Source organism: Mesorhizobium sp. M1328, assembly GCF_040318075.1.
Classification (GTDB): Bacteria; Pseudomonadota; Alphaproteobacteria; order Rhizobiales; family Rhizobiaceae; genus Mesorhizobium.
Map to the genome: position 1 here is coordinate 296,384 of NZ_JAMYLO010000003.1, position 18,459 is coordinate 314,842.

17 protein-coding genes are annotated in these 18,459 nt (G+C 62.3%); 6 read left to right on the plus strand and 11 right to left on the minus strand.

The genetic code is table 11. The features are described 5' to 3' along the window. Positions 1-164: 164 nt before the first annotated feature. Both NKH23_RS09945 and NKH23_RS09950 read left to right on the plus strand, forming a co-directional pair. Positions 165-1,934: a glucan ABC transporter ATP-binding protein/ permease gene (locus NKH23_RS09945; protein ID WP_352911028.1), complete on the plus strand. Its 1,770-nt coding sequence runs from the start codon at positions 165-167 to the stop codon at positions 1,932-1,934. Between the two features lie 344 nt (positions 1,935-2,278). Beyond that, positions 2,279-3,034, plus strand: a complete 756-nt coding sequence (locus NKH23_RS09950; RefSeq protein WP_352911025.1) for a heme ABC transporter permease — start codon at positions 2,279-2,281, stop codon at positions 3,032-3,034. A 13-nt stretch (positions 3,035-3,047) separates the two neighbouring features. Here the strand turns inward: NKH23_RS09950 and NKH23_RS09955 are convergent, their stop codons facing one another. Further along, complete coding sequence (locus NKH23_RS09955) at positions 3,048-4,106, minus strand: D-TA family PLP-dependent enzyme (protein ID WP_352714927.1); 1,059 nt, start codon at positions 4,104-4,106, stop codon at positions 3,048-3,050. A gap of 141 nt (positions 4,107-4,247) precedes the next feature. Between NKH23_RS09955 and NKH23_RS09960 the strand changes: the two genes are divergently transcribed. Then, positions 4,248-4,934: a D-lyxose/D-mannose family sugar isomerase gene (locus NKH23_RS09960; protein WP_352714925.1), complete on the plus strand. Its 687-nt coding sequence runs from the start codon at positions 4,248-4,250 to the stop codon at positions 4,932-4,934. A gap of 750 nt (positions 4,935-5,684) precedes the next feature. Here the strand turns inward: NKH23_RS09960 and NKH23_RS09965 are convergent. From NKH23_RS09965 to NKH23_RS09990, 6 genes are all read right to left on the minus strand, one after another. Then, complete coding sequence (locus NKH23_RS09965) at positions 5,685-6,473, minus strand: RDD family protein (protein WP_352911023.1); 789 nt, start codon at positions 6,471-6,473, stop codon at positions 5,685-5,687. A 64-nt stretch (positions 6,474-6,537) separates the two neighbouring features. Next, on the minus strand, positions 6,538-7,569 hold the full coding sequence (locus tag NKH23_RS09970; protein ID WP_352911021.1) for a stage II sporulation protein M: 1,032 nt from the start codon (positions 7,567-7,569) through the stop codon (positions 6,538-6,540). Beyond that, positions 7,566-8,873 (minus strand): DUF58 domain-containing protein, encoded by a 1,308-nt coding sequence (locus tag NKH23_RS09975; protein ID WP_352911019.1) that lies wholly within the window; start codon positions 8,871-8,873, stop codon positions 7,566-7,568. The genes NKH23_RS09970 and NKH23_RS09975 overlap by 4 nt, the downstream gene beginning before the upstream one ends. Beyond that, positions 8,870-9,826: an AAA family ATPase gene (locus tag NKH23_RS09980; RefSeq protein ID WP_352911017.1), complete on the minus strand. Its 957-nt coding sequence runs from the start codon at positions 9,824-9,826 to the stop codon at positions 8,870-8,872. Before NKH23_RS09980 ends, NKH23_RS09975 begins: the two co-directional genes overlap by 4 nt. After that, a complete protein-coding gene (locus NKH23_RS09985; protein ID WP_353034615.1) occupies positions 9,813-11,012 on the minus strand; it encodes a DUF4350 domain-containing protein in 1,200 nt (399 codons plus the stop codon). Before NKH23_RS09985 ends, NKH23_RS09980 begins: the two co-directional genes overlap by 14 nt. Further along, positions 11,009-11,641 (minus strand): DUF4129 domain-containing protein, encoded by a 633-nt coding sequence (locus NKH23_RS09990; protein ID WP_352911012.1) that lies wholly within the window; start codon positions 11,639-11,641, stop codon positions 11,009-11,011. The genes NKH23_RS09985 and NKH23_RS09990 overlap by 4 nt, the downstream gene beginning before the upstream one ends. Positions 11,642-11,786: 145 nt before the next feature. On the opposite strand from NKH23_RS09990, the gene NKH23_RS09995 reads away from it, so the two are divergent. After that, positions 11,787-12,566 (plus strand): hypothetical protein, encoded by a 780-nt coding sequence (locus NKH23_RS09995; protein WP_352911009.1) that lies wholly within the window; start codon positions 11,787-11,789, stop codon positions 12,564-12,566. A gap of 46 nt (positions 12,567-12,612) precedes the next feature. Here the strand turns inward: NKH23_RS09995 and NKH23_RS10000 are convergent, their stop codons facing one another. Genes NKH23_RS10000 through NKH23_RS10010 form a run of 3 tightly spaced genes read right to left on the minus strand, consistent with a single transcriptional unit; the run spans position 12,613 to position 15,349 of the window. Next, on the minus strand, positions 12,613-13,392 hold the full coding sequence (locus NKH23_RS10000) for an N-formylglutamate amidohydrolase (RefSeq protein ID WP_352911006.1): 780 nt from the start codon (positions 13,390-13,392) through the stop codon (positions 12,613-12,615). Next, a complete protein-coding gene (locus NKH23_RS10005; RefSeq protein ID WP_352911004.1) occupies positions 13,392-14,705 on the minus strand; it encodes a type I glutamate--ammonia ligase in 1,314 nt (437 codons plus the stop codon). Before NKH23_RS10005 ends, NKH23_RS10000 begins: the two co-directional genes overlap by 1 nt. Then, a complete protein-coding gene (locus tag NKH23_RS10010) occupies positions 14,702-15,349 on the minus strand; it encodes a cysteine hydrolase family protein (protein WP_352911001.1) in 648 nt (215 codons plus the stop codon). The genes NKH23_RS10005 and NKH23_RS10010 overlap by 4 nt, the downstream gene beginning before the upstream one ends. 152 nt (positions 15,350-15,501) lie before the next feature. On the opposite strand from NKH23_RS10010, the gene NKH23_RS10015 reads away from it, so the two are divergent. Then, positions 15,502-16,224, plus strand: coding sequence for a LuxR family transcriptional regulator (locus tag NKH23_RS10015; RefSeq protein WP_352789657.1), 723 nt, complete (start codon positions 15,502-15,504; stop codon positions 16,222-16,224). An 84-nt stretch (positions 16,225-16,308) separates the two neighbouring features. Then, positions 16,309-16,968, plus strand: coding sequence for an acyl-homoserine-lactone synthase (locus NKH23_RS10020; protein ID WP_352910998.1), 660 nt, complete (start codon positions 16,309-16,311; stop codon positions 16,966-16,968). Between the two features lie 295 nt (positions 16,969-17,263). Here the strand turns inward: NKH23_RS10020 and NKH23_RS10025 are convergent, their stop codons facing one another. Next, positions 17,264-18,310 carry a hypothetical protein gene (locus tag NKH23_RS10025; protein ID WP_352977380.1) on the minus strand — a complete coding sequence of 349 codons (1,047 nt, stop codon included), beginning with the start codon at positions 18,308-18,310 and terminating at the stop codon, positions 17,264-17,266. Positions 18,311-18,459 lie beyond the last annotated feature (149 nt).

Here is an 18,459-nt window from a genome sequence, read left to right on the forward strand (position 1 = left end):
TTATCTCAAACTGTTAGACGATCACGGCAAATTTCGAAGCGTCGTCATCTTTTGTTCGCGGAATGGGAACGGAAGAGGTAGACGAGCATTGTTTTGCGACGCGTCAACCGATACGAGTCAAAAAATGACGCACTGCACCATAAATAATTGGCGGAGTAGCTGAAGTGTCACTTCTGCAAATCTACTGGCGAGCGCTCGGTTATCTAGCTGCCGACAGGAAACGCGTTGCGTTTATCTGCGGGGCGAATGTCGCGCTTGCCATTATCGCCATCCTCGAGCCGATCATGTTCGGCCGGGTGATCGATGCCATTTCGGACCGCGGCTCGGTATTCTCGACGCTCGCAATGTGGGCCGGCCTCGGCGCCTTCAACATCATCGCCTTCGTTCTGGTAGCGCGCGGCGCCGATCGCTTTGCCCACCAGCGGCGCAGCGAGGTTCTTTGCCAATCGTTCGAGCGCGTGATCACCATGCCGCTTGCCTGGCATCATCAGCGCGGCACCTCCAATTCCCTGCACACGCTCCTGCGTGCCGTCGAGACCTTGTTCAGCCTCTGGCTGGAATTCATGCGGCAGCATCTGTCGACCGCGGTTGCGCTGGTTCTGCTGGTGCCCACAGCGCTCAGCATGGATATCCGCATGTCGATGGTGCTGCTGGCGCTTGGCGCGCTCTATGTCGGCATCGGACGGCTGGTGATGCGGCGCACCAAGGAAGGCCAGGCGGCCGTGGAGCGGCACTACCACAAGGTGTTTGCGCATGTGACCGACTCGGTCAGCAACGTCGCCGTCCTGCAGAGCTACAACCGCATCGGCCATGAGACCGAGGCGCTGAAGCGCTACGTCAAGAACCTGCTCGACGCACAGAATCCGGTGCTCGACTGGTGGGCGATGGCCAACGCGCTGCATCGCCTGTCGTCGACGATTTCGATGATGGTGGTGCTCTTGATTGGCGCCTATCTGGTGACACACGGCCAGTTGCGCATCGGCGACGTCATCGCCTTTACCGGCTTTGCCACGCTGCTGATTGCCCGGCTCGACCAGATGTCGGCTTTCGCCAACCAGATTTCCGAGGCACGCGCCAAGCTCGAGGAATTCTACTATCTCGAGGACTCCGCTTCCGATGCCGCCGAGCCCGACGGGCTGCGCGAGCTCGTCAACGTCACCGGTCACGTGCGTTTCGAGAATGTCTGCTTCGAGTTCGGCAACTCCGGGCAGGGCGTCGACGACGCGTCGTTCGAGGTCCAGGCCGGCCAGACCGTCGCCATCGTCGGCCCGACGGGCGCCGGCAAGACCACGCTCATCAACCTTTTGCAGCGCGTCTTCACCCCGTCCAGCGGCCGTATCCTGATCGACGGCATCGACACCCGCACGGTGACCCGCAAATCGCTGCGCCATTCGATCGCCACCGTGTTCCAGGATGCCGGCCTGCTCAACCGCTCGATCGAGGACAACATCCGCGTCGGGCGTGCGGAGGCGACCTATGACGAGGTCCATGCGGCGGCCAACGCCGCCGCCGCGCAGGATTTCATCCTGTCGAAGTGCGAGGGCTACGACACGGTCGTCGGCGAACGCGGCGGACAGCTGTCCGGTGGCGAGCGCCAGCGCATCGCGATCGCCCGCGCCGTGCTGAAGGACGCGCCCATCCTGGTTCTCGACGAGGCGACCAGCGCGCTCGACGTCGAGACGGAAGACCGCGTCAAGGACGCCATCGACGAGTTGCGGCGCGGCCGCACCACCTTCATCATCGCCCACCGCCTGACCACCGTTCGCGATGCCGATCTGGTCGTGTTCATGGACAAGGGCCGGGTGGTCGAGATGGGTGGGTTCACCGAACTGTCGCTGCGCAACGGCCGCTTCGCCAGCCTGCTGCGCGCCGGCGGCCTGCTCAACGACGAGGAGGTCCGCCGCCTTAGCCGTCCGGTGAACGAAGCCGCCTGAGTGCTCTCCCTTCTCCCCTTGTGGGAACACAGTGGGAAGGCGGGCTATCGCAGGTGGAAAGCCGCGGCTTTCGCTCTACGATGGACCCCCACCCCTAACCCCTCCCCACAAGGGGGAGGGAGACTTCCGTTGGCGCTGACCTTTGCAAATTGCCTGCCTTTCGGCGCCAAAGCGGAAGTAAAGGCGGGCGGCAGCGTTCCCTCCCCCTTGTGGGGAGGGTTAGGGTGGGGGTCCATCTTCGCAAGAATCCAAATGCGATTGCCCCGCCGTTCACGGGGAGAACGGGAGACCCCGTACGCCGCCTGTGGTTGCCGCAACTCCGCCGGGGGTCTATGTAAAGCCGCATGAGCGACACGACTTCACGCCTCTCCGGCTGGATGGACCTTGCCAACCCGACGCGGTTCGTCGGGCTGGCCGACAAGGTCGTGCCTTGGCTGGCGAGCGTCGCCGCCATCGTCCTCGCTGTGGGTCTCTATATGAGCTTCACGGCGCCTGAGGACTTCCAGCAGGGCATCACCGTGCGCATCATGTATATCCACGTGCCTTTCGCCTGGCTTGCCATGATGTGCTACACGCTGATGGCGGTCTCGGCGCTGGGCACGCTGGTCTGGCGCCATCCGCTGGCCGACGTGGCGCTGAAATCGGCGGCGCCCATCGGTGCCGTCTTCACCGCCCTTGCGCTGATCACCGGTTCGATCTGGGGCAAGCCGATGTGGGGCACCTGGTGGGTGTGGGACGCTCGGCTGACCTCGGTCTTCATCCTGTTCCTGATGTATCTCGGCATCATCGCCCTGACCCGCGCGCTCGACGATGCCGGGCGCGCCGCCTGGGCCGCCGCCATCATCACCCTGGTCGGGTTCATCAACATCCCGATCATCAAATTTTCGGTCGACTGGTGGAACACCCTGCACCAGCCGGCGTCGGTGTTCCGGCTCGGCGGGCCGACCATCGATCCAAGCCTGTTGTGGCCCTTGCTGGTGATGGCACTCGGCTTCACAGTGCTGTTCTTCGCGCTGCATCTGACGGCAATGCGCACCGAGATCCGGCGCCGCCGCGTCATTTCGATGCGCCGGGTTGCCGCGAGGCAAGCCGAGCGTTAGCCAACCGACAGGATCAAGCCATACGTCCTCGCGCCTTGAGCGGCAGCGTCTCGATCACCGTCTCGCCTTCGATCAGATGCACCTCGTCGAACAGGTTGGTGACGACGCAGCAATGGTCGGGCACGACCCGCACGCGCTCGCCGATGCGAAGCTCGGCGTCGCCTGACAGCGTGACATTGCCGTGCTCTTCGCTGAGGCTGGTCACTCTTGCGCCTGAAATGCCCAGCAGCTCGCCGAAATCGGCGAGCCCCAGCGTGTCGCTAGACAGGGCCTTGCTGCCGGCGTCGAGTATGGCGCGCGTCGGCGTTGGACGGCTGACCACCGTCGACAGCACCGTCAGCGCGCAATCGTCGAGGCTGCCGACGCCTTTGGCGACCTGGTAGCGGTCGAGATAGATGTAGGTGCCGGGGCGGTATTCGGTAACGACGGAATGCTCGCCGGAACGCCACATGTCGGGCGTGCCGCCGCTGGAGATACGATCGCAGGCAAGGCCGGATGCGGCAAGCGCTTGCTGCGCATCGGCGAGCCACGCCTCGGTCTCAACGGCGCGGCCCGCCCCCGGGTAGGTCATCAAGCCGCCGAAGACGAGCCCCCGGACCTTGTCGATCTCGCTCGCCAGCGCGACTGCTTCGCCGGCCGACTGCACACCGCAGCGGCCCATGCCGGTGTCGCATTCGACCAGCACCGGCAGGCGGTGGCCGGGATCGGTAAAGGTGGCGGCAAGTCCCATCAGGGTGTCCATGCTGTCGGTCGTCACCGACAGGGTTACGCGGCCGTGCAGCGCCTTGAGGCGCCCCAGCTTGGCCCGCCCGAGGATATTGTAGGGCAGAAAGATGTCGGTCAGTCCGGCATCGGCCATGACCTCGGCCTCGCCGATCTTCTGGCAGGTGATGCCGATGGCGCCCGCCGCGACCTGCTTCTTCGCCCAATAGGGCAGCTTGTGGGTCTTGATGTGCGGCCGGAGCTTCAGCCCATGGCTGTCGGCATGGGCCTGCGCCCGCGCGATATTGGCTTCGGCGCGGTCGGCATCGATCAGGATCGCTGGCGTATCGAGGTCGTCTATGCTGCGCATGGAATGTCACCTTTGGGAATTTGTCGGGACTTATGGCCCTGATCGTCGCCGATGTCATGAGGCCAGAATGCGGTTTACGTCGACACCGGATCGGTGTTCGGTTATGCGCTGTAGGCGCCGCCTGAAGAAGGAACCACGATCATGAAACGCTCCGCCATCAACGACATCATCCGCGACGCCGACGCTTTCATCCGCTCGTTCGGCTACATCATGCCGCCCTTCGCCTACTGGACCCCGGAAGAGATGAAGGCGCGCCGGCAGGATTCGGCGGCGATCTTCTCTTCTCGGCTTGGCTGGGACATCACCGACTACGGCCAGGGCAAGTTCGACGACCTCGGCCTGTTCCTGTTCACCGTTCGCAACGGCCGCTACGAGGACATGAAGAAGGGCATGGGCATGCTCTATGCCGAGAAGATCATGATCTCGCGCAAGGATCAGCTTTCGCCGATGCACCGCCACAACATCAAGGCCGAGGACATCATCAACCGTGGCGGCGGCAAACTGGTGCTGGAGCTGTTCATGCATGATCGCGATGGCGGCATCGATCCGAAGGCCGAAGTATCGGTGCCTGTCGACGGAACCATCCACAGACTACCTGCGGGTGGGCTCCTGAAGCTCGACCCAGGCCAGAGCGTCACTTTGCTGCCGGGTGTCTGGCACGCCTTCTGGGCCGAGGGCAAGGACGTGCTGATCGGCGAGGTCTCGACCGTCAACGACGATCTCACCGACAACGTCTTCCGCGAGCCGATCGGCCGCTTCGCGGACATCGACGAGGACACAGCACCGCTGCACCTGTTGGTGTCCGATTATGAGAAGTGGGTGGGGTAGGGCAGGGTGGCGAGGAACACTTACGCTTGAGAGTGAAGGTCCTCGGCAATCAGCCGCTTCTGTCGCAAGTCGACCCGAGTCGTTGTGCACAGCTGATCCAGCGGCATTTTGACGTGGGCTTCGTCAAGCGGGATTAGCGCGTAGTAATTGCCCTCGCCGGGCTGTGGGATTGGCGCCGGGGCCGACTTGTCATCGTCGGAATCGACTCGTGAGGCAGCAATGATGACGCCTCGGGAATCGTATACCGCGTGAAGCGCTATTGGCATGTCTTGGCTCCTCAGGGAGAACTTATCGCCGCGAATCTTATTTGCATATCGTCTGATACGTTCGTCTGTATTACCTCGGTCTGGCCTGTCTCGTCGATGTAGGTATACAGGCTTTCCCAGCGCAAAGTGGCCGTGCGAAGGACGACTGCCGCACGTACCGAGTACCCCCAGTAGGCATCGCCTGTTCCGAGCTTCCAAAACCACACCATTTGGCTGCCAGCTCGTTGGAAAGTGGATTGAGTGACGAAAGTGGCCAAGGAAGTCTCCTTGCAGCTTGATTTCCGTAGAACCTGGAACTCTCGAGGAGTTTTCTCGCAACATCCGCTTGCGACTGCCAGAGGATAGGGAACACGAGCACCCTCGGAGGGAAAGGCATTTCAACCCCGCGAGACTGAATTTGCGGGAGAAGATGGCACCGGTCAAGCGTCAATCTTCGGTGGCAATGGGCTGCTGCGCACGCTTTTCGTGCATTTCCACTCCTGGTCTAACGCGCATGTTTGTCGGCCCTGCGGTTGCCCAGCAGCAGCTTGCGTTCGAGATGCGCCCGCAACTCCCCATAATACGCCGTCAGGAACGCGCGTGCGTCATGGGCTTGTGGTGCCGCGCCGATCTTGCGTCCGATCGTTTCGGCAACCGTCCGCAATGCGAAATAGTCGTCGCGGCGCAGCACTTCCTCGAGCTTGTGGAGTTCGGCAATTCCGTAGGCATCGAGCTGGGCGTGGCTGAACCGGAACGCGCCGGCCGCCGGATCCTGCCGTGCCGACAGGTCTTCAAGCAAGGCGCGCTTCGGCGCTTCGACCACCCAGGTCCCCGCCAACAGGTCGCCGATCCGCATGCGGTCTCGATTGAACAGCGGGAACAAGGCAAACAGCAGCGTCCACACCAGTCCGAACACGGTCGTCAGCGTGTCGGCGAGGTCGGTCCCGCTGCGTCCGGCGATGATCGACAGCGGCAGGAACACCTCGATCTCGCGCATCAGGTTGCGGGCTATCACCTGGTCGATCGACAGGCCGTCTCCGCTGCGCGACGCGACCCGGATGCCGACGATCCGCTTGCCGGGCGTAGACGCACGCCGGCCCGCTTCGAAGACGGTGAAGTAGGCGTTGCGAAGAAAGAAGATCAGGATGATCCAGACGACGAAGAGCGGCTGAAATCCCTCGCTGCCCAGGCCTCCCACCCCGAACAGCGCGACGATCGTGATCACGATTGCAGCTACGGCGATGAACACGACGTCGAGAAGGAAGGCGGCAGCCCGCGTGCCGGCGTCGGCCAACTTTATCCGGAGATCGACGCCTTCGGGCGTGATCAGCGGTCGTATAGCCGCGAAGGCAGCGCGTTTAACGATCGCCATGCCGCACCGCCCGGAACATATAGAAATAACCGATCCACAGCACCAGCATGCCACCGCCAATGGCGTAGCGCGTGACGTCGCTGGTGATGGTCTGCCTGCCAATGCCCTCGAGCAGCCCGGCAAACAGCAGCATGACCGAGACCCCGACCATGGCGTTCGCGGCGATGCGTCCGGCGCGAGCCGCTGCCGCCATTCGCGTCAATTCGCCGGGAAAGGCGATGCTGGTGCCGATGCGCATACCGGCCGCGCCGGCCAAAGAGATTGCGAGCAATTCGGTGGTGCCGTGGATGGCCAGCCAGCCGCCAAGCTCCATGCCAAGCCCCTTGGACCAATAGACTTGGAACAACGCCCCGATCATGCAGCCGTTGAACAGCATCAGCAGTACCGTCGGCACGGCGAAGGCAAAGCCAAGGGCGAAGGCCAGGATTGCGACCTGGACGTTGTGCGTGAACAGATAGGCGGCAAAGCCTGAGAGAAAGCCATTGTCGCCATCATAAAGCATGCTGCGCAGCAGTTCGGCCGAGGTGTCGGGGCCGCGGCCTCCTGCCAGGCCGGGCGGGATGATCGCGTCGAACCAGCTCTTGTCGGATGCCACCAGCCAGGCGCCTGCACCAATGCCGATCACCATAAGCGCAACCGAAACCAATGTCTCGCGCCACAGGTCGCGAATGGCTTCGGGCCAGTCGTGCAGGAAGAAATCGGCGAGGCGCTGCCGCAGCCCACGCCGCGCGCCGTAGAGATAGAAATAACCGCGCAACGACAGCGCTTCGAGATAGGCGACCAGCGCGTTGTCGAGCGATGTCGCCCGCGCCACCGAAAGAGAAGACAGCGCCGATCGATAGAGCAGGGGCAGCGACAGCAGCTCCTCTTCGGAAAGCGTCCGCGGCGCACGCTTCTCGACACGCGCGAGCAGCGCCTCGAATGCTTTCCAGTCGGCCTCGCGCTCGCGGCGGAAGCTGGCCAGCGACTGGCGTACCGCATCGCCGCCTACAGCATTGCCGGGCACTGGCGCCGTCACAGCAAATCCTCCTGCTTGAACTGCAGATAACGCTCGACCAGCGCCGGACCAAGCCGGGTATGGTCGGCTTCGATCACATGCGCCCCGAGCAGCCGCAGCCGGCCGATGACGACCTGCCTTTCGCGCAAGAGCCCTCCGGCAACGACCGCGCGGGCAACGTCCTCGCCGGAGCGTGGCGGCATGTCGGCCAGGCCCTCCAGTTCGGTGTCCTTCATCATCATGAACAGCACGAGATGCCGCTCGGTGAGCCGGCCCACGGTGCGCAGCATCAATTCGGCACTGATCGGATCGACGAAATCGGTGAAGATGATGACCAGCGAGCGGCGGTCGAGCCGCGCCGCCAGCGTCGTCAATGCCAGCGTGAAATTGGTCTCCTCGCTGGAATAGTCGATCTCGGCGGCCCGTTTCTGGATCATCGCAAAGCTGGCGGGGCCGCGTACCGCGCCGCTTGAAACGCGCGGCCTTGCATCGAAGCCGAACAGGCTGACCATGTCGCCGCCCTTCAGCGCGATGAATGCCGACAGCAAGGCGGCCGTCACCGCCCGGTCCACCTTCGGCACTCCGTCGACCGGCTCGCACATCAGGCGTCCGCTATCGATGGCCAGCACGATGTTGTTGTTCTCCTCGATGCGGAACTCGCGCGCCAAGAGCTTGCCGTGGCGGGCGCTGCGCTTCCAGTCGATCATCCGCCGGCCCATGCCCGGCTGGTAATCCTTGAGCGCGTCGAACTCGCGGCCTTGACCGGCGCGGCGCTGCGCATGGCCTTCGGCAAGCGCCGCATGTTGCAGCAGCGTGATCGCCTCGCCGCGGGCGCTGCTGACGTCGGGCAGCACCGCGACCTTGCTTTCCACTGGCAGCACGACCTGGTTCCAGACCAGCCCGAACGGCCCGCGCCAGCGCACCCATAGACGGTCGAAGCTGGCGACGCCGCGCCGCAGCGCCTGGAAGCGAAGGTCGAGCGACCCGCCTCCGGCCGTCGGCCGCAAAGTCCCACCGCTGCCGCTCACCGGCGCCAGGCGCGCATCATGTCCGACGCGAGCCTCCGCGGCGCGCGACCCCGAGTGACGGGCGGCGATTTGCACGCCGAATTCCCCGCCGACACCGACCTGCTGCGGCGCATCGATGCTGGCATTCAGCGATGCCCGTCCGTGTCCGGCCGCGGCATCCACCGCCAGGAAGGCAAGCAGCAGGCAACTCCACAGCAATCCCAGATACCAGAACGACGGCAGTGCCAGCGCGACCAGGAAGGCCGGCACCGCGCCGGCCGCTGCTGCCCATACCGCTCGGCCGCTGGGATAGATCAACGTGGTGCTTCCGTCTGGTCGACCAGGTCAGAGACGATCTGCTCGACCAGGCGGCCATCGATCTGGGCGGCAGGCGAAAGGATGACGCGATGGCGCAGCGCCGGCACTGCCAGCGCCTTGACGTCGTCGGGGATCACATAGGCGCGTCCGTCCAGCGCCGCCCGGGCACGCGCCGCCCGCGCCAGCATGGCGCCCGCGCGCGGGCTGGCTCCGACTTCCAGATCGGCATTTTCGCGCGTAGCCCGAACCAGCGCCGCTATATAGCCGACGACATCGTCGACGAGGGTGACGGAGCCGACGGTTGCGAGTGCCTCCTGCAGCGTCTCGCGGTCCGTCTGCGCCTTGATGCCATATTGCGCGATGTCGTGCGAGGCGGAGCCGCCGCCGTGATGGACGATAATGGCTCGTTCTTCCTCGGGGCCGGGATAGCTGACGCGGTGCTTGAACAGGAAGCGGTCGAGCTGCGCCTCCGGCAGCGGATAGACACCTTGGTGCTCGATCGGATTCTGGGTCGCGACGACCATGAAATTGCGGCCGAGCGAATGCGTGGTGCCGTCGAAGGTGACCGCATGTTCCTGCATCGCCTCGAGCAATGCGGCTTGCGTCTTGGGCGGCGTGCGGTTGATTTCGTCGGCAAGCAGAAGATCGCAGAAGATCGGACCGCGCGTCAGCGTGAACTGCCCGGTCTGGAAGTTGTAGATGTTCGACCCGACGATATCGCCGGGCATCAGGTCCGGCGTGAACTGGATGCGCCCGTAGGCGATCCCAAGCGCCTGGGCGAAGCAGCGTGCGGTCATGGTCTTGGCCGTGCCGGGAGGACCTTCGAGCAGGATATGCCCGCCAGCAAACAAGGCGGTCAGCATCAGGTCGACCGTATCGTGCTGCCCGGTGATCGCCTTGGCCACTTCTTCCCTGATCCGTGTCGCCAGGGCCTTCACATCATCGACGTTCACCGAGCCTCCTTGCCGTCCAGTCGTGCAGCCGCTCTGCCGCCTGTTGCATCTGGTTCAAATTCTTTGCCTCGCCAGCGGCTTGCGAGCGCATCGTGAATCCGTCGACTTCCTCCTTATCGCGAGAGTCGAGCCAGCGGTCGAGCGCTTTGCCTTGCAACCCTTGCGGTGCCCCGAGCAGCGCGCCGGCGCGCACCCGCATCAAGGCCGCATAGCGGCCTCCCAACTCGTCCAGCCGGCCGGCACGCCGCATGAGCATCGCCGTCGTATCGACCAGCGCACGCTTGCCGAAGGCAATCGCACGCTGGTCAGCGCGCGGCGGGCCGAACCGGCCAAGGCCATGCAGGAACGCCAGCGCCGCGGCGACCAGGATCGTCAGTGTCAACGCCAGGAACGGCGGCTCGACCAGGAGCTTGGCCAGATCATACTTTCGCCCCGCGCCGTGCAGCGTCAGATCGAACATGACCAGACCCTTGCCAGGCCGCAGCCATTGGATCAGGTCGCGCGCCGCGACCGCCTTTTCGGCATCCCCAAGCGCGGAATTATTGATTAGGTCGGGATCGGTCAGGATGAAAAAGGGTTTGTCTTGGAATTCGACGAGGACGGCCTTGCCGCTGCCTGCCGCAATGATCGGGTGATCGTCGGCAACCCATTGCATGTCTTGCGGCGCGGCGACGAGATGGCCCCGGATCTCGAGTTGCTCGACGGTGCTCCTGCCGACACCGAGCTTGGCCTTGACGATCCGGCCGAGCCAACCGTTGACTACGGTGTCGGGCAAACGCTCGATTTTCATCTTCCATTCCTCGTGCTGCTGGAGGGGCAAGGTCTGCCATTTGGGCAGCACGAAGAGAGTCTCGCGGTCATCGCGAAGCTCAAGAATGCGGTCAAGCGCCTCTTGGTCGCTGTCGGGCGAGATGGTGACGATCAGCAGTATATCTCTGGCAAGATCGTCTTCGGTCCGTGCCATCAAGGGCGCCTCGCCGGTAAGCCGCAGCCATTCCGCCAGACCGGCGTAGCCGACGCCGCTTTTCGATAGCGGCGTGGCGCCGCCATTGCCGGGCTGCCGGAAGTCGGGGGCATAGGTGGACAGCAGGAAGAAACCGGCTGCCGCAAGCAGGCTGGCGAAAATTCCCCAAAACAGTGTCTTTCGATTGAACGGCTCCTGTGCCTCGACCGCAGGTGCGCTCACGTCCAGGCATCCCGGAAGGCGAAACGTTCATAGGCGCCGCGTGCTTGCCGCCAGCCTTCCGCGCCGACCGGCCGGCGCGCGAACAGCGCCGCCTCGACAATGCGGGCGATCTCGGTAAACGCATGGCGTGCCCTTGCCGGCAGGGAAGGGGCGGCGGCGATGTCGCGCGCGGTCAGCGACGGGCGCAGGAAATCCGGCAGCCGTCCGGCAATATCGGCGACGCTGCGCCGAAGCAAAAGGTGAACCGCCTCGTCATAGTCGCCGCGCGCAGCCAGCGCGTCCGCTTCCGACAGCAGGACCTGCGCGGCGCCGGCGTCTGGGCGCCAGGTCTCTTCGGCTTCGGCCTCCGGCCGGGCGCGCTGCCAAGGCAGGCGCCAGGCGATGCCTTTCACCTCGAGGAAGACCAGAAGCAGGATGATTGCGACGCCCGATATCACCGCCCCCCAGAACAGATAGATCATGTATGGACCGAGCCACGACAAAAAATCCTGCAGCGGCTTCAGCCACTCGGGCGGCTTTGGCGGCACATAGGCCGGCAGGTCGAATTGGATCGACTCATCGGCGATCAGCTGCTTGTGCAGATTGGTCAGCCGTTCGGCTTCCGCTGTGCCTGGCTGTGCCAACGCCACCCGCTCCCCTGCAACCTGTGGTTCCCGGCCGACACTGACAATGCAGCGGAACAATTGCAAGTGGGCTGGACGGCGACCGTCAATCTTGGCAGATTTGCTGCCGGCGCGGCCAGCGATATGCGGCGGTGGGGCAGGGGGAAGCATCATGACGTCAATGACACTCGAACGGCCTGAGAAATTCCAGATTGGCAGGGTGTTCAACAATAGCTTTGCGGTCATTGGCCGTAATGCAGGGCTCTGCCTGGGGCTTGCCGCAGTATTTTCGGGCTTGCCGACACTTGGTTTTCAGCTTTGGGCTTTGAGTCGGCTCGCAACCGTTACCCCGGTGCCTGCCTCGATTGAGCCAATTTTCGTGTGGAGCTATTCCAACATCGCGATAGGCTTCGGGCTGGTTTCCTACATCCTTTCGTTGTTGCTCCAGGCATCGCTGGTGCGTGCAACCATCGAGGACTTGAATGGCAAGCAGCCTTCGTTCGGTGATTGCATCGCGAAAGCAGTCTCCTTTCTCTTGCCGACACTCGCGATTGCTCTGCTGGTCGGTTTGGGCGCGGGCATCGGTTTTATGCTGCTTATCGTGCCTGGCATCATTTTGGCGCTCCGCTGGTCGGTCGCAGTGCCAGCGCTGGTGCAAGAGCGACTCGGCGTATTCGGTAGCATGGCGCGCAGCCGCGACCTGACCAAGGGAAGCCGCTGGGCGCTGTTCGGCCTGTTCCTTATCCTGATCATCGCCGTGGTGACCATTCAGTTGGCGCTTGGCGCCGCAACCGCCCTGTTTGGAGGAGGGATGGTGGGTGCTGTGGTGGACGCATTGGTGACGAGCGTAACGTCGATGGTGATGTCGATTGCTACTGCGGTTAGCTATGTCGAGTTGCGTCAGGTCAAGGAAGGCACCAGCGTCGAAGAACTGTCGGAAATATTCTCGTAGCGGCAAGGGATCTGCCGCCTTCATCGCATCGGGAAGCCGAACTTGTTCAGGAAGCCTCCTTCTGCTGCGCCGGCAACGCTGCGGCCAGACGCTTCGCCCATTCCTCGATGCCGGAGCGGCTCGCCAGCAAATCCTGTCTGATCTCGATGAGGACGGCGGGAATGCCGCGATCGTCGCCATGGACCGGTATGGCGTAGTCACCGTCGCGGCTGATCACATAAGGCTCGTTTGCCGCGACGTTGAGCCCACTGTCGGTGCTCAGGCCGGCAAGCACTGCCTGGCCGAAATCGATTGCCCGATCGTAAAGCACGCCGGCGTGCCAGGGCCTGCGAACACCGAGGAAGACCGGCGTAAAGGAGTGGATCGTCGCGATCCGCGTCGCTCTGCCCTGCTTCGCCCGCTCGTCGAGGTGGGCGGCCACGCGGTCATGGAACGGCGCGAACATGATTCCGGCACGCCGGCTTCGTTCCTCCGGATCGAGGCCGACATTGCCGGGGATGTCAGTGTCCTCCGATAGCACCGGAATGCTGCCGCTGGAACCAAGCGGCCGGTTGAGATCGATCAAAAGCCGCGAATAGGAGCTGAGGAAAGCCGGAGCATCGAGCAGCTTCGACAGAGTGCGGGTCACTGCGGCGGCGCCGATATCCCAGGCGACATGGCGCTGCAAATGGCTGCTGTCGAGACCGAGCCGCGCATACTCTGCCGGAATATGATTGGAAGCGTGCTCGCATATCAAAACGATATCGGAACGCCCCGTTTCGTTGATTGCATCGACCGCGGGAGGCCAACCTTCAGGTAGGATGGCGTTAGCGAGCGGCTCAGCCATCAATACAGCGTCCGGTAGAGATCGCAGACAGCCACTTGGTCGAGACCGGCGAGGCGCTCGGTCTCATGCCGCTTGAGGCCGACAAAGGTCTCGACAAACACCGGCGCGAACCATCCGGTCACGGTCTTGTCGGCGACGAGCGCGTCGAGTGCCGCCGGCAGCGTTTCCGGCAGTCTTACGAGGCCAAGCTTGTTGCGCTCGGCGGCGCTCATCAGCGTCGGGTCGCCGGTGACCAGCGGCGGCGCCGGCAGCTTGGCCTTCAGCCCTTCCAGCCCGGCGCGCACGATGGCCGCCAGCGACAGATAGGGATTGCCGGTGGCGTCGGCCGCCCGGTATTCGACGTTGTACTGCCGCGCCGGATCGCGCCCGCCGAGCGTCACCGTCGGGCAGATGCGCAGGCTCGCCTCGCGGTCGCGATCGGCAAGCCAGGTGTAGGACGAGCTCCAGCTGTGCGGCTTCAGCCGGTAGTAGGACGATACGCTCGACGCCGTCATGGCGGTAATCGCGGGCAAGTGGCGCAGCACGCCGGCACAGAACGAAGCGGCCTGGCTGGAAAGACTGCCCGGCTGTGCCGGATCGTAGGTCGCCGGCTTGCCAGCCTCGTCGACGAAACTGAAATGGATGTGGACGCCGTTGCCGACGGCATCGGGAGCAGTTTTGGGCGCGAAGCTCGCACGCCAGCCTGCACATCGCGCCACTTCGCGCGTGACCTCGCGGATGGCAACGGCGCGATCGGCCGCGGCAAGCGCATCGGCTGGCTCGCATGTCACCTCGAATTGGTCGGTGCCGAATTCGGCGATCACCACTTCGGGCGCGACGCCGGATTCCGCCAGCGCCGCCATCAGATTGGCGGCGAACGGATCGGTGCGGCGCAGTGCGGCGAGCGACATCGAATGAGCCGGCCCAAAGTCGCCCTCGATATGGAATTCATGCTCGAAGGCGGCGATGACGGAAAGCCCGGTCGCCGCCCTCAATTCCGCCAGCGCATCCTTGAGCATGGTCCGTGTACAGCCGACCCACGGGCTGCCGTCGAGTTCGACGATGTTGCCGGCGACCATATCGAAGGGCGTCGCCGATCCGGTCAGCGCGGTGCGAAATCGCGCGTTGAGATCGGGAATGAGCCGCACGTCGCCGGACGACCCCCACGGATTGGGATCGACGATTGAGTTGAACGGTGTCAGCGACAGGTTGGCCTGCAGCCAGCCGACGCCGGTCGCAGCGATCTTCTGCAGCCTGCTTTCGACGACGGAGCGGCCGCGCGTGATCGCCGAAAGGTCGGTGGTGACGACGGCAACCAGCGGTTCGACGGTCATGCGGCTTTTCCCAAGGCTTCGAAACGGGCCGTAACGGTGGCGGTATCGGCGACCCAGCAATAGCCGCCAAACGCCTTGAGCGCGCCGTCATGGCGCTCCTGCGAGGCGGCGGCGCAAGCATCGGATACGCAGGTGACGAGGTAGCCGCGATCGGCGGCATCGCGCACCGCCATGTCGACGCACTGGTCGGTCATGATGCCGGCGACGATCAGGTAACGCACGCCGAGGTTTTTCAAGACATAGTCGATGTTGGTCGAGTTGAAGACGCCCGACGATGTCTTCGGCAGCATGATCTCGTCGCCAACCGGCGCCAGCGACGGCACCGGCAGGCCCTCCGGCCGGCTCGGCGCGATGTGGATCGGCGTCAGCTTATGGTCGAGCGAGCGATCGCGGCCGTCTTCGGTCAAGCTCTGGATGATCGTATGGATCACCTCGACGCCGTTGGCCCGCGCCGCCGCCAGCAGGCGCTCCTGGTTGGGGATCGTTTGCGACGCCGTCTGCCGGTAGAAATAGTGATCGGGACCACGCTCCGGATGCGCCGGATCTGCGCCGGGCTCCAGCCAGACCCGTTGCATGTCGACCAAGAGCAGCGCGGTTTCGCCGGCCCGGAACGGCTCGTTTCGTTTCGGCAATGCTGGAGTCATGCTTTCTGGTCCTGTGTTGCTGATCATAATCCGGCTGATTTAGCTGATTTTGGTCCACGCGTCCTGCGTGGCGGACACACTTATTGGGAGTATTCGAAGTCGCTAATTTGAGTTAAACTTTGTTTTCGGGCGTGGAGACGGGGGTCTCTGTCATGATCGATTCAGACGTGTTCGACTTTGTCGAACGCTGCAGGAAACATACAGCCACCGGGCCGCTGCTGAGCGACCTTCTTGATACCGTGAGGAATCTCGGCTTCGAGCACCTTATCCTGAGCGGGGTTCCGCTCAGTGGCCAGAAACTTGCGCCGATGGTTGAACTGAATGGCTGGCCGGCCGGCTGGTTCGAACGCTATGTCGAGGCCGAGCACGCCGCCGTCGATGGTGTTTGCATCTACTCGGCAAAAACCCTGAAGCCGTTCCTTTGGTCCGAAGTTCCGGCAAAGTGGTCGGATACGGAAGGTTCACGACGCGTCGCCGGCGAGGCGACGGAGTTCGGCATCTGTAGCGGCTTCGCTGTGCCGATGCTCAGCATTCACCATTGGCAATCCGTGCTGTCGTTCGCCTCTTCCGCGAAGTCCTGCAATCTCTCGCCACGCCATCAAGTGCAACTGGTGACCATGGCGGTCTATGCCGGCATGTCGATCCAGGCGTTGGCGGACGACAATGATGACGATGAAGGCGTGCTGACCGACCGCGAAAAAGAGGTGCTGTTGTGGGCCGCGGCCGGCAAGACCTCGTCGGAAACATCCCAGATCCTCGGCCTGACCGAACGCACGGTCAAATGGCACTCAACGCGGGCCCGCGAGGCTTTTGGCGTCGCAACGACCACGCAGGCGGTCGTCGAGGCAGTGCGCCGGCGCCTGATCCACCCCTAAACGCGTCAATTGTCCTATCGGACAGGTGACGTACATTAGCGAGGCTGCAAATATCCCCCGCGACAACGATCGGGGGATCGCACCATGATAACGGCCCACGTAGTCAACGCGCATAACAAGCATCTCTACGAAAACGAATTCGACGAATTTCTGCGCCGGCGGCACGATTTCTTCGTGCATCAAAAGCGCTGGCGCCCTCCGAGCCCGGATGGTCGCGAACTGGATCAATTCGATACAGACGCGGCGACATACCTGCTGGGCATTGAAGACGATCGCGTAGTGACTTCGGCTCGATTGATCCCAACGAGCGAGCCGCACATGGTCTCGGAGGTTTTTTCTCACATGTGCGAAAAATCGGGCGTCCCAAGACGTCCCGATTGGGCCGAATGGACCCGCACATTTGTCGTTCCCGACAAGCGAACTGCCGGGCTGAGGGGCACGCTGACACAGCTGTGCTGCGCGGTGATGGAATACGCTCTCGACGAGGGCCTCAGCGCCGTCGGCGGCGTCCAGGAAACCTACTTCATGCCCCACCACGGCGCCCTCAAATGGCGGGCCGAGCCGATGGGCATGGCCAGGGAAGAAAACGGCGAATGGTACATCGTCGCATATATCGAGGTGAACGAGGCGGCGCTGGCGAGTGTGCGGAAGATCCTGGGGATTGGGCATTCGCTGTTGGTTCGGCGGGGGAGGCAGCTGCCGTTCTGGGAGAGCAATAACAAGCGATATGCAGCTGTATTGTAATGGTTAGACCTAGACTCGGCAGACGTTGCAGCATTACAGAAGCCTCCTCAACAGGAGCCGTTCCAGTGGCCGCCTCGAATGCGCTTTGTAGTTCCGCAAGCGATATAGGTCCGACGTTTGATGCCTTGGTGCGCGTCAAACGGGCAAGATGTACAAATATTCGCAATATTGTAGGTGCGTCGAAGGAAACATGTATGTTTGCGTCGCGCTGGCACAGAACGTCCATAAAATGGTTCCAGAAGGAGATCTCGTCCCCGTCCTCTCCGAACATTTTTTCAAATTCGTCTGCAGCGAGCTAACCTATAGTCTGACAGATAAGCGGTCGGCGAGGTAACCAGTTTGGCACGTCAACATCAATATCTCTATTCTGAAAGTACTCGAGGAGTTCGCTTTCGCTAAATTCGCTCTTAGAGCGGATTACGACTGTGTTTTGTGGGTTTATCCCCAACGCCGCGAACATCTCATCCGTGCTCGGAAAATAATGCTCGCGCCCGGCCACAAGGCTGCCTCCGGCATTCTTTTGAACAACGTCCTTTACGCCTTCTAGCGACTTTGCTCTAATAAATTTTAGGCGATTGCTATCGTTACTCCAGGACTGAGAGCCTATTTCATCAAAACCATCAAGAAAAAAGATGATAGACTTGGCGTTAAACGCTTTAATTGCGCTGCTTTCTAGAGAATCAAGCCCGAGCTCATTGAAGTGACGCCTAATCAGTTCCCCGCTCTGACGCAGTCCCCATGATTTACGCAGATCGATTGCAATAGGATGGCAGAAGTTCACCGTTGCTGTTTCGCTGAGCAAAGTGAACACCTCTCGAATGCACCGACTCTTTCCACTCCCGTATTCGCCAAGTAAAACGACGTTCTTTCCGCCCAATAAGTATTCAGTTACGTCCTTTGTCGAGATGTCACCCTTTTTGCCATCCACAGAATATCGTACCGGAACATACTTTGTATCATCAGTCTCGCCAGTTAAAGGATTGATGGAGCTACCGAAAGGTGCTGACATCCTAATCGACGAGTAAGAGTCGAAATCAAAAAATTGCTTACTGAATTCGTCAAATGAAAGAACATGAATATGCTGCTCTCTCCCTGCATCTCGCATTGCGGGCGTGATGTTGCCATTTACTATGCAGAAACATCTTGCCATAACCCCCTTTGAGAACATGGTGTTCTTCGCGGTATGGAGCTTTATGACGTCTTCGCGAACTTTTGACAGAGATTTCTCCTCTGTTATTTCAACGAAACATTGCAATTCGGCCTCAAGTATCGTGACGCCGTCAATATTAACTCCGCCGACGCGTTGAGGAGTGCAGGGGCGAGACCATATGAGGCTTGCCATTTCGCGCACTCGATCTTCAAAGTTTGCCCAGTTCCGCTTGACTCATGAAAACCCCGCTGCAATCTCGGGCCATAACGCCCGCAAACAACCCTCTCGTCAACTCTCCCTGCATAGCAGGATTTCCGCCCCTCAGTAGGGCAAGGGGATCG